This window comes from Neisseria sicca 4320 (assembly GCF_000193735.1).
GTDB classification, from domain to species: Bacteria; Pseudomonadota; Gammaproteobacteria; order Burkholderiales; family Neisseriaceae; genus Neisseria; species Neisseria sicca_E.
Genome location: NZ_AEPF01000122.1, coordinates 1 through 11,448, shown reverse-complemented (window position 1 = coordinate 11,448; position 11,448 = coordinate 1). Strand labels below are relative to the sequence as shown.

Sequence of the window (11,448 nt, the reverse complement as noted above, 5' to 3'; positions counted from 1 at the left end):
TCGAAGTAACGGAATCCGATTTTCAGACGACCTTTTTTTGTCTTAAATGGCTATGCCATAAAATCAACTCAATGATTTAAAACGGTCTCAAGCGGTCCCAGAACGCCTTGACCTGACCGCCATATAAATCAGCGGACGTACAATACGCAATTTCCAAACCACATCGACCTTGCGTCCCATATTTTTTAATACATTGGTTCAACGCAGTCTGATGGACGCTTTTAAAACGCGGAGAAGTAATGGCAACCACATTTTCCGCCGTCAGACCGCCTTGCGATTTCGGATAAGCGAGCGCGATACAGGTATTGTGAAGCGGAATAACCGACTTACACCCCGTCGCCTGCCCCTGCTGCACGCCCGAAAGTGTATCTTGTGCGCGGCAGAAAGCCTCCAATTCGGCATTTGCTTCCAGTTGCGAAGCATTTTCTTTGGTTGTTTTGAGTTGTACGGCACTGCCGCCATCCGCAGGATTCTGCCACATGACCAAGTAGCCATAAGTATCCGCCGCCCCCGCAGTACCTGCACATACGGCAAGAAGCAATGCAATAACTGTTTTTTTCATATTCATCCCTGATTACCTTATTTATATCGGCTATTGTCATTATAAAACAAAAGAACAACATGATATATGTCGCTTTCAGACGACCTTGTCCTGATCGGACGGACTAAAAGTCGTCTGAAAGCTGCTTAATCTTGCAGCTGCTTTCTGTGTTTCACACATTCTGCGGCATATTGCTCGCCCCAGCGGTGCATCGTCTCGATAACGGGCATCAATGTCTGCCCGAACGCCGTCAACGAATACCCCACCTTCGGCGGAACCTGCGGATACACTTCGCGATGGACAATGCCGTCGTTCTCCAACTCGCGAAGCTGCAACGTCAACATGTCAGTTCCGTTTCCGCCATCATTGACCTCTTAATGACAGTATAAAAATTGTGCGTACTTGTGAATAAGTTTGTACCCCATATAATACATACAACACAAGCATGGCAACCACGACATTATTGATTTCATGACACAAAGATCGTCTGAAAAGGTTTCAGACGACCCCACAAGAAGGAACCTCATCATGCGCAACGTCAAACAAATCTACCGTGCCGACAGCCAACACTGGGTCGGCGACGGATTCCTCGTCCAACCCCTGTTCTCCCACATGGGCGACGACCGCGGCACCAATCCCTTCCTGATGCTCGACTACGCCGCACCGCATGAGTTTGCCCCCAACGAAACCCGCAGCCCGCGCGGTGTCGGGCAACACCCGCACAAAGGCTTTGAAACCGTTACCATCGCCTACCACGGCGAAGTGGCACACCGCGACTCTAGCGGCGGAGGCGGCATCATTTACGAAGGCGACGTGCAATGGATGACCGCAGGCTCGGGCATCATCCATGAAGAATTCCACTCCGAAAACTTCAGCAAAAAAGGCGGACTTCTTGAAATAGTCCAACTTTGGGTCAACCTGCCCGCCAAAGACAAAAACACGCCGCCGCGCTATCAGCATCTTGCCAAAGCCGACATTCCCGTCGTCGAGTTCCCTGACGAAGCAGGCTGCCTGCGGCTGATTGCAGGAGAATATAAAGGCGTAAAAGGCGCAGCCGACACCTTCACCGAAATGAATGTTTGGGACATCATTTTGAATGCCGATAAAAAAGCCGTATTGGAAATACCCGAAACCCACAACCTGTCTATGGTCGTCCTACGGGGCGACGTTACCCTAAACGGCAAAGAGCAGGCGGGCGCAGGAGAGCTGGTCTGCTTTGAACGAAACGGCAGCAACGTGCATATAGAAGCCGGCAGCGAAGAAGTCAAAATCCTTTTACTCTCCGGCATCCCGATTGACGAACCCGTCGTCGGCTATGGTCCGTTTGTGATGAATACCACCGAAGAAATCCGTCAAGCCATCAGCGATTTCAAAAGCGGCAAATTCGGCGGTATAGATTAAACGGTTCGAAGAAATCTTAGCTATGGGCAGCCTACCTGCCTTCCGGCTTAATTATATTTTTATTTTAGGTTGTCTTAATTGCTGCGACAATTTCTTTTTGTCTATGAAATATGACTCGACTAAACGATACAAGCCTTTGCATGCAAGCCTTATTGACACTTAATTACTTACACAGTTAATTTTAAAGAAGCTCCGTAGGCGATTTGACTGTCGGTAAGGACTCTGCTGCCCTCAAAACAGGAAGTAACCGCTCCTCTGCCCAACTCTCCCGTGCGGAACCGGAACAACACCGCCGTCAACGCGCAAACGTTTCTGAAGAGCCGGCACTGGAACGTGAAAAACGCGCCAACAAACGAGACCAAATCAACGGTGCTATGGGTACTGCTGCCGGTGCGGTCGGTCTGATCGGCGGTATCGCAGGTACTGCCGCTTTGATCAAAGCTTGGTTCTAATTTAGCAGGTATTCGTAAAAACGACCGGTACAGCGTATCGGTCGTTTTTCTTATTCTCGGCTTCAAACTCGTTCATCCCGAATAAAGTCATAAACAAAACCCAAAAGGTCGTCTGAAACTTGAAACCCAAGTTTCAGACGACCTTTATCTATTGAATACCATCAAGCCGCCTTGCGGTGGTAATGCCGTAGCGCGTGTTCTTTACGACGACCGCTACTGAAGGCGGATACGCGCTTCAAATAGCCGATGACGCGGGTGCCGTAATCGATGTCGTGCGAACCGCAGGCGGAACAGGCGTGCAGGGTGCGTTTGTCGATGTGGCCGCATTCGTTGCAGATGGTGATGCGCACGTTCACGCAGAAGTAGTTGCAGCCGGTTTGCGCGGCGATGTCCAAGAGTGAGCGGTAGCCGGATTCGGGCAGGGCTTCGTCGAGGTTCAGGTGCAGCGCGGAGCCTCCGTCGAGCCAGTCCACCAGTTCTTTGCCGTGCAGCAGGAATTTGTCGAGCGCGTTGATTTCTTCGTCTTCGACGACGTAGAAATAGGAGTTGTAGCATTCGCGGCTGACTTTGTAGCCGTCGGCCTTGTCCCATTTAGCGTTTTTCACGCCGAGGTTTTCGGCGGGAACAAACTCGGTGTTGAACTTCACGCCGTAGTGTTTGCTGGCGGCTTGGTTGGCTTCGAATATGGTTTTCAGACGACCTTGGACGAAGTTGATGTAATCGTCATTGTAGCCGACTTTGATGCCTTGCGATTCGGCGGCTTCCGCCATGCCGTTGATGCCGATGGTGAGGAACTGTTTGTCCAACGTAATGAAGCCTGCATCATAAACGGGCAGCATTCCGGCGGCTTGGTATTCTTCCATCAGTTTGCGGTAGGCGTATTGGTATTTGTGGATTTTACCCACTTCGGCGGCAAGGTCGCGCCCGTCTTGTTCCAATCGGTTCATGTTGATGGTGATGACGTTGATGGAACCGGTCGCCACGCCGCCCGCACCAAGTGTGTAGCTGAAGGTGCGGTCTTCGATGGCATTGCGCAGACGGCAGCAGGAAGCCAAGGAGTCGGGATTGTCGGAAAGATAGACAAAGAAGGAATTGCCTTCCGCCAACTCTTTCGCCATTTCGTCGGCGAACACGGTGTCTTTGCATTTGCCTCCGTCGGTCAGCATCGCAGCGGTCACGACGGGGAAGGTCAAAACGGCTTTGGTGCGTTCCTGATTGAACCATTTGAGGAAGAAGTTTTGCAGCTTCGCCACGCTCGCCCAGATCGGTTTGCTGAAATCGGGAAAGACGAAATCGCCGAACATCGCATCGAAATAGTATTGATCGTAAACAGAAATATTCCAGAATACGCTCTGATAGCCGCGCGCGGCGGCGGGCTGGTTGATGCTGTACACTACCTGCTGCATGTGGTTGGCGATTTCTTTGCCGTGGGTTTCCAAATAATCATCGCCGTAGTCTTTGCGGGCGAAGTAGTCGAAATAGGTCAGAAATTCCACCGTCGCCACCGCGCCGGCAAACTGCGCGCTGATGGCAAACACCAGGTTGATAAACGAGCCGCAAAACGAAGCCAGATGCTGCGGCGCCTTAGATTCGCCTCCGAGTTTGCTTAACCCGTCGAGCAGGAAGGGATACAGCGTAACCGACACACAATAAGGCTTGAGGCTGGTTTCGTCGTGCACATAAATCTCGTGCGCCTCAATCTGGCGGATGTATTCGTCGGCAACGGATTGGTCGAAAATTTCGGCGATTTTGCGCGACACTTGGGCGCGGTTAATCTGCACGAAAAAGTCTTTCATGATTTCCGCTTCCATCGTGGCGATATTTTTCTGGGTAACGTTGGCGTTGGCGTCCATTTTCGAGCCGTCTGCCGCATTTTGCGCGCTGATGTAGTCGTGCATGAATCGCAGTTTGCCGTTTAACTGTTCGGGATGCAGCCGAATCATGTTAAGTCCTCCTGTGTGGGTTGGATAAAAAGCCTCAGGCCGTCTGAAAAGCGGCCGCCTGCGGCTGAGTCGTAATCGGGATGATTTTGGGCGCGGGTTTGTCTTTGATAAACAAGCGGTTCAATACCTCGCCCGTGCGCAAATCGATAAACTTCTGATTGGTTGTCGGGCTGTCCAAGCCGCCCAGCTCCATTTGCCAACGGCCGGTTTTCAGATACGTCAGATAAGGCAGGATGCCGTCTGAAACCGCCTCCAGCTCCTTACGCTCCAGACCGGTGTACAAACAGGCTTTCAAACCCGCCTGCGTCACGATGCCCAAAATTTTCTGCAAGGCTTCCGGCTGCCATTCCCCGCCCATAAATAACACGCAGCTAATCAGCCCGCGATAGCGTTTCAGACGACCTCTCAAATAATCCCCGGTCAATTCCGTGCCGACACCCTCTTTCCACGCATCGGCACTATGGCAGCCCTTGCAGCGCAGCGGGCAGCCTGAAAACAGAAACGCCAGCGACACTTCGCCCGGCACTTCCTGCCATACGATTTGCTCGATTGTGAATTTCAACGCTGCCATGACTTGCCACGCATAAATACAATATATGGTGTGAATTAAATCATAAGAACACAAGATATGGTATTTTTATTTAACAATGCAACAAACCGATATGATAGTTTTTAATAATTTCCCATATTGAAATTACAAATCAAGACCAGCTTCCAATACGAAAAATAAGTCGTGATAAGCAAACTCCGTTATGGCAAAGACCTGCTTCAAGGCAGACTGACAATTTGAAATGAGTCGGTTTTGGGCACAGAAAATGCCGGATTCAAGGCAAAAAGCACAGCAAGATTGAACATCTTACGAGCATTTTTAATGCGGAAGACGGCGCTTTATGAGACAAAATACCGCCATTATCGAATGAGCCCCAGTCTAAATCTCAAAAACAGAAAAGGTCGTCTGAAACCCGTTTCCAGGTTTTCAGACGACCTTTACACATTCCCCAAGCCTTCAATCAGACAATATGCTGCACCCGTTCGTACAATTGTGTAGGATTCACCATCTGATCGGCAAAACTCAGACTGAGGTCGCGCGATTGTGCCGAAGCGTAGTAATGCTCAACCTTCACCTCATCCCCTTCACCGAAAGCACGGATAAGCAGGCTGTCTTGGGCGCGTGCGAACACGGCATCTGCCTGTTTCCCCCCTTCAAACACCAAACGGTCGGTAAACACGCCTGCGCGGGTTGAGCCGTCGGCTACTGTATCTTTGCCGTGTCCCGCCGCGAAAACGTAAGTATCCGCAGTGTTGATACCGCCTGCCAGATAATCGTCGCCTTTCCCGCCGATAATCGTGTCTTTGCCGTAGCCGCCGTAAATTTTATCGTTGCCCGCGCCGCCATGAATCGTATCGTTGCCGTGCCAGCCCGTCAGCGTCGCGCCTGTATCGGAGCCATATATTTCCATAGTCGCTGTTTTCATGGCTTCCGCATCCAAGGTTTTATCAGCGAACTCGAAACGTACATGACGGTTGGCAACCGACTGGAAATAATTGGCGACCGTTACCGAATCGTCTTCGCCGTATGCCTTGACGGTCAAATCGTTGCCGCTGCGGATAAATCTGACCGAACCGGAAACCGCGCCATCGAAGCGCAACGTATCGGTAAATTTACCGCCCTGATAAGTCGCATCCCTGACGGTATCGTGTCCGTGTCCCGCCGCAAAAAGGTAAACATCGCTGCTGTTGATACCGCCATACAGCGTATCATTGCCCGCACCGCCTGCCAGTACATCACTGCCCGAGCCGCCGCGCAGCACGTCTTCACCGTCCGTTCCGGTCAAAATCCTGTCCTGTCCCGACGCACGTCCCAATACTTCCAAACGCATAGCGGCTTCTGCCGTTGCGCCCTGCGTATCGGCTGCCGTAATTTTCAAATTAAAGCTGCCCGATTGCAGAACCCTGCCGCCGAATACGCCGCGTTTACCGTCAAAATCCATGCCTTCAGGCAATCTGCCGCCATCGGCAAGCGTCGCGCGGTAAGTCAGCGCATCACCGTCTTTATCGGCAAACAATCCCTCCGGCAATGCAAACTTCCATTCCTGTCCCGCGCGTGCGTATTGCGTATTCAGACGACCCTGCACTTCGGGCGCATGGTTTTCCGCCCCGATTGCCAACGTCCAATCTTGGGACGCCGACAAACCCTCGTCATCGAACGCACTGATTTTCAGAACCAATTTATCCGTTTCAGACGACACTTTGCCGCTCAAAGTACGGCTTGCCGAATCAAACGCCAAACCTTCGGGCAGGGGCGAGCCGTCCGCCAAAGTCAATTCATAGCGCACGACACCCTTATCGTCGCGGAACAAATCATCCGCAAGTTGGTGGCTGAACAGCTTATCCGCCGATACCGACAAAGTTTCAACTGCCTTATCCGCCTGCGGAGCAGCATTGGGCGCAGGCAACGCCAATCCAAACATTCCATCGCGGAAATTCTCTATCGCAATCTGTCCTTGGAACGTCGCGCCCGTCAAAACCAGGCTTGTGCCCATCAAAGCCAGCGTCCAACCTTGCGCCGAATGCCAAACATCAGGCTTATCGGCATCCGCCGTCCAAACCGTACTGTCGAGCGAAACGCCGTCGATAAAGATCGCGCCTTCCCCGCCCGCATCGCGTATGGTTTTCACATCATCGGCATTCTGCAAATCGCGGGACGCAAAGAGATAAGAATCGAAACCCTCGCCGCCGTCGAGCAGGTCGCGTCCCGCGCCCGCTGCCAGCGTATCGTGTCCCTTGCCGCCGTAGAGCCTGTCGTCGCCCTCTCCGCCGTCCAGATAATCGTCTCCCGATACCGCAGCGTCGCGGTTGTCGTCGCCCCACAAAATGTCATTGCCCGAACCGCCGTACAGCACATCGTTGCCGTCCTGGCCGACAAGCAAATCATTACCCGCGCCGCCATGCAGCACATCCGCCGCACCGCCCGCAGCAACGCGGTGTACATTGTCCGAAGGCGCAATTTTCGCCGTCAGCGCGTAATCGCCGGTCTCGGCGTCAATCACAACATCCCAAGCATCCGTATCGTTGTGCGTACGGCCTGCGCTGTTCAGATAGTTCGGATCCCATTTGCCGTCGCGCCAAGTATATTCGTAGCTCAGCGTACCGGCAGGAATCCGCACCGGACGCGGCATGACCAAGCCCGGCACCAAAGGCATGACGGGCGCAACCGTACCGTAATTGAAATAAATGTCCCCGCCACCCGTGGAAATATAATGTCCGCGGCTGCCGGCGCGCAAAAAGCCGTCGCCCAGAATCACATCGTCGCCCGCGCCGCCGAAGACCGTATCGCTGCCTTCGCCGCCCGTAATCAAATCGCGGTTTGCGCTGCCGAAAACCTCATCATTGCCCTCGCCCGCAGCAACCCAGTCGCCGCGTTCGGACGAACCCGTTTCCGACAGGTGGCTGTCTGTCAGCTCCGAATAAATCACATCGTCGCCCACGCCGCCATAAATCAAATCCCGGCCTGCGCCGCCGATGATGATGTCGCGGTCTTCCGCCTTCTGCGCCTCGGTTTTGTTGCCCGCAAAATTGCTTCCGTTCAACAAATCGTTGCCCTCGCCGCCGTTGATGACGTCCGCGCCGTAGCTTCCGTACACACGGTCGTTGCCCGCACCTGCCGACACCGTCAGCCTGCCCGCGCCGCCCGCAAACAGCACATCGTCCTTATTGCCGCCCGTCAGATTGAACCAACGGTCTTGCGCATTCGCATAAAACACATTGTACTTGTCCGCCGTGCCGACCCCGTCGGTACGCACCAAAGAGTCTTCCCCGGTCTCCGAATCGGGCATGGCAGGCTTCTCTTTGGTCATCAATGTGATCCCCAAAGCCGAAACATCCGATTTTTCGCCTTCAAAGAAACCGCGGATGACCGCCATATCCTTACCGTGCTTCACCAACAGCGAATGGGATAGCGCAGGACGCACCGCCGTCATCAAACTGTCAGGCTTGCCGTCCGCACCCACGCTCAGCCAAGTATCGTCGCTTTCGCTGTTTCGGATAAAACGGGACGCGCGGACGTCGTCTGAAAACACGATTGACCCCTTGCGGTCACTGTCGAAGACATTGTCGAAACCGTTGATACGGTAGGTATCGTCGCCGCTGCCGCCTTCGAGATAATCTGAACCTACGCGTCCGTCTAAAACATCATCGCCTTTACCACCGAATAATCTATCCTCATTTAAACCACCAATTAAATTATTATTTTCAGTGTTGCCGAATAAAGTAAATTTATAAGAAACTTTATTCATATAATCGGCGACTTCCAGCTTCATATCTTTTTGCAAATCCAGATAACGTCCATTATCCTCTCCTCTAGATTCCAAAGGCTCATAATCTATATCCTTGGCTGCGAATCTTTCCCAAACTCCCGCCATTTTGAAACGCGCTTCTAAATATTGATCAGTCATTCCGTTTGGATTGACAGCAGAATAAAGCCCCAATGTACCATCTGCATTGAACTTACTATAGTCAAAACCAACTAAGGCAAACGGGCTCAATTCTTTCAAAGCATAACGCATTGCCATACCTTCGGCAGAATCTGTTTTGGCAATTTCCAGATTCAATTTTAGAAATTCAAATTTTTGTCCATTTTCTACCAAGGACTCAATTCTCCCTCTTAATTCAACAATGTTTTTATGGTACTCTTCTCGAGAATCAGCATCATCCGCAACATCACCAACAGTTGTAGATTTAATGTCCTTACCAATAATAATACCCCTGACAAAATCTAAAACATTTTCCAATGATGCCTCAGGTTTGTTGCTAGATAGATTAAAAAGTTGATTCATTTTTTCTAATGTCAAATTTTTATCGAGCAATGATAGCGTATATCCCAATGCCAAAGCATCGGTAATTTTGTACATATAGTGATTTTCATGACGGAAGAACGTGCTTTCTTCATTAAATAAAGGTTGTCGTTTTCCAACCTGATTAAACCACCAATCATTAGTTGTAAGATTAATTCCATGCAATGCAAAATAATTATTTTGCTCTTGATAGAATTTAGTTTTAGATAAAGTTAGAATTTCTTCAATTTTAGAGAAGAAACTCTCACTTGAGGAAATAAATCCTGCACTGTTAAATGTATTGACGGATTCAATATTAACTTCATTACCAAAAAGACGGGCAAATGATGATGCCAAATGTCCACCCAGGCTATGTCCGTTAACTGTAACAGATAATTTTTCTCCATTAGGATAAATATCAATCAGACCAAGACCTGATACAGCTTTTGCAGTTTCAAGATCTCTTGAATAACCTGTATATGGTCTATCAATGTGATTAAACACCTGAATTTGCTCAGCCATTTTTCCTATAGGTGTTGTTATTTGTTTCCACCAATTAAACATGTTCGCAATCTGTTTACGGGCAGCAGAATTTACAGCTAAATCAGTATCAGTCAAAAAGTCTTGAATTCCTTCCGTCCCACGAGTAGAAACGAAAATTCTTCCCGCATAAAAAGAGCCTGGCTTTCCTCTCCATACAACCGCATCAAAACCACTCCCATTGATATCATTAGTTTCTAAACTGGCAATAACTTCAAAATTATCAACAATAAACTTTGCTTGCGACTTCGTCATACGTTGTATCAAGCCGTCCTGCTCATCAACACTATTAATTTTCAATAGGCTATCAACATAAACAGCATCCGCCAATAAAGCATTTACATAAACGTCTTTCAAGTTTAAATTAATCATTTAAATATCCTTAAATTATTTATAGATTACATCTGAAATTGAGAATTTATATTTCTCTTTCAAAATATTATAATCTGATGATTTACATACTTCTTTCTTATCAAAAAACAATACATATCCCCCTGCGCCGATTAAAGATGCCATCATTCGAGAAAACCACCCTCCGTATGGCGTATATGTCTTATATGTAAAAATTTCACTTTGATTTGAAGCATCCAGATACTTCGATATATTATATTTTATAGGTATAGCAGAATACCTAACATTCTTACGATTTTTACCATCAAATTCTAAAATTAAATTTTTATTACTTAGTTTACTGACATCCTTTATTAAAAAGATTCTTTCAGACTCACATAATTTTTTTAGCTGATACATGCCTATTATTTCATCACCAAACATTATAAAAAACCAAAGTATCGCACCGACAATATAAAACAAAAGCCTTTTTTCAGAACGTAGGATTTCATATTTTTTGCTTTTCCATTCAAATACTATCCCAACAATAAATCCCAAAAAACCAAATATAGTGATATTGGCAATAAAAAAAGTATTCCTATCATAGCTCTTTCCTATTCATTTAAGATTTATTTCCCGAAATCCTACGATAAATTTTAACTCCAAGAATAAAACCTGGAATAATTCCAAAAAATAAACTGATTAAATAATACACAAACGCTTGCATATTCATCTCCAATTATTCGACAAAATATTCGTTTTAGACGGAGGTGTTTTCTATCCCCATAAATAATAAGACAATACTTCGCTTGTATAATTTCCAGACAAATCCAAAACAAATTTTTTAGTTTGAGACATTATTGCATTTCCTCGTGTAGTCTAAGGTTTTTTGAGACAACTGTAAAAATCATTATCATTCCAAATGGTTTGGTAGTTGAAAATATAATCCAATCTTTTAAAAAGTAAACGCGTTACAGAGTCATCAGGTTTTCCATTACTCCATTTTATACAGCCAACAGGAATTTCTGTAACCACTTGAATCCAATTCTCATTAATATGGAAACCATAATCTGTAGTCATATGCTTTGTATAATCGCCTTTTACAGAAGAATATTTTTCAGGAAGATATAATCCACAATTATTTATGATATATCTCATATAATATACTTCCATTTTATCTGTTAAATTTGAATTAATTATTTTTAAATCCAAAAAATAATTTCCTAACCCTCTTTGTTCCAATAAATCGGGTGTGCCATTGAACGGATAATCAGATTTCAACAACTCTGACTTTTCCTTGATGCCGCAGCAGTCATAGGGGTAAAAAGAACTGAACCTGTTTGAGGCATAAAACCCGAAAGGGAGCTTGTGCGATTGGTAGCGGACATTTTTTGGAAAAAACTGATCCG

The 11,448-nt window shown here is 47.9% G+C and carries 8 protein-coding genes and 1 pseudogene; 2 read left to right on the top strand and 7 right to left on the bottom strand.

All coding sequences use genetic code 11. The features are described from left to right. Nucleotides 1–76: 76 nt before the first annotated feature. Together NSCA4_RS0110700 and NSCA4_RS13160 are read right to left on the bottom strand one after the other, a co-directional pair. A complete protein-coding gene (locus NSCA4_RS0110700; RefSeq protein ID WP_036538513.1) occupies nucleotides 77–562 on the bottom strand; it encodes a DUF4189 domain-containing protein in 486 nt (161 codons plus the stop codon). Nucleotides 563–687: 125 nt separating this feature from the next. After that, nucleotides 688–885, bottom strand: a pseudogene (locus tag NSCA4_RS13160) (winged helix-turn-helix transcriptional regulator); the annotation flags it as partial. 184 nt (nucleotides 886–1,069) lie between these two features. On the opposite strand from NSCA4_RS13160, the gene NSCA4_RS0110690 reads away from it, so the two are divergent. After that, nucleotides 1,070–1,942, top strand: a complete 873-nt coding sequence (locus NSCA4_RS0110690) for a pirin family protein (RefSeq protein ID WP_016688116.1) — start codon at nucleotides 1,070–1,072, stop codon at nucleotides 1,940–1,942. A 203-nt stretch (nucleotides 1,943–2,145) separates the two neighbouring features. After that, complete coding sequence (locus tag NSCA4_RS0110685) at nucleotides 2,146–2,394, top strand: NGK_0946 family protein (RefSeq protein WP_016688115.1); 249 nt, start codon at nucleotides 2,146–2,148, stop codon at nucleotides 2,392–2,394. Between the two features lie 161 nt (nucleotides 2,395–2,555). Here the strand turns inward: NSCA4_RS0110685 and nrdD are convergent, their stop codons facing one another. The 5 genes from nrdD to NSCA4_RS13155 all read right to left on the bottom strand — a co-directional run. Further along, complete coding sequence (nrdD, locus tag NSCA4_RS0110680) at nucleotides 2,556–4,337, bottom strand: anaerobic ribonucleoside-triphosphate reductase (protein WP_016688114.1); 1,782 nt, start codon at nucleotides 4,335–4,337, stop codon at nucleotides 2,556–2,558. 34 nt (nucleotides 4,338–4,371) lie between these two features. Further along, the gene (nrdG, locus tag NSCA4_RS0110675) at nucleotides 4,372–4,908 is read right to left on the bottom strand and encodes an anaerobic ribonucleoside-triphosphate reductase activating protein (RefSeq protein WP_016688113.1); all 537 of its coding nucleotides are present in this window, start codon (nucleotides 4,906–4,908) and stop codon (nucleotides 4,372–4,374) included. Between the two features lie 439 nt (nucleotides 4,909–5,347). After that, nucleotides 5,348–8,791: a putative Ig domain-containing protein gene (locus NSCA4_RS16230; RefSeq protein WP_303660084.1), complete on the bottom strand. Its 3,444-nt coding sequence runs from the start codon at nucleotides 8,789–8,791 to the stop codon at nucleotides 5,348–5,350. Nucleotides 8,792–10,096: 1,305 nt separating this feature from the next. Beyond that, nucleotides 10,097–10,597 (bottom strand): hypothetical protein, encoded by a 501-nt coding sequence (locus tag NSCA4_RS0110665; protein ID WP_141565474.1) that lies wholly within the window; start codon nucleotides 10,595–10,597, stop codon nucleotides 10,097–10,099. Nucleotides 10,598–10,918: 321 nt separating this feature from the next. Further along, the coding region (locus tag NSCA4_RS13155) for a hypothetical protein (RefSeq protein ID WP_016688110.1) at nucleotides 10,919–11,448 on the bottom strand (530 nt) is incomplete at its 5' end.

What these genes read in the sequence shown, in the direction of transcription:
- NSCA4_RS0110690 (WP_016688116.1), top strand. Translation starts at nt 1,070, where the DNA reads ATGCGCAACGTCAAACAAATCTACCGTGCCGACAGCCAACACTGGGTC.
- nrdG (WP_016688113.1), bottom strand. Translation starts at nt 4,908, where the DNA reads ATGGCAGCGTTGAAATTCACAATCGAGCAAATCGTATGGCAGGAAGTG.
- NSCA4_RS0110700 (WP_036538513.1), bottom strand. Translation starts at nt 562, where the DNA reads ATGAAAAAAACAGTTATTGCATTGCTTCTTGCCGTATGTGCAGGTACT.
- nrdD (WP_016688114.1), bottom strand. Translation starts at nt 4,337, where the DNA reads ATGATTCGGCTGCATCCCGAACAGTTAAACGGCAAACTGCGATTCATG.
- NSCA4_RS16230 (WP_303660084.1), bottom strand. Translation starts at nt 8,791, where the DNA reads ATGACTGATCAATATTTAGAAGCGCGTTTCAAAATGGCGGGAGTTTGG.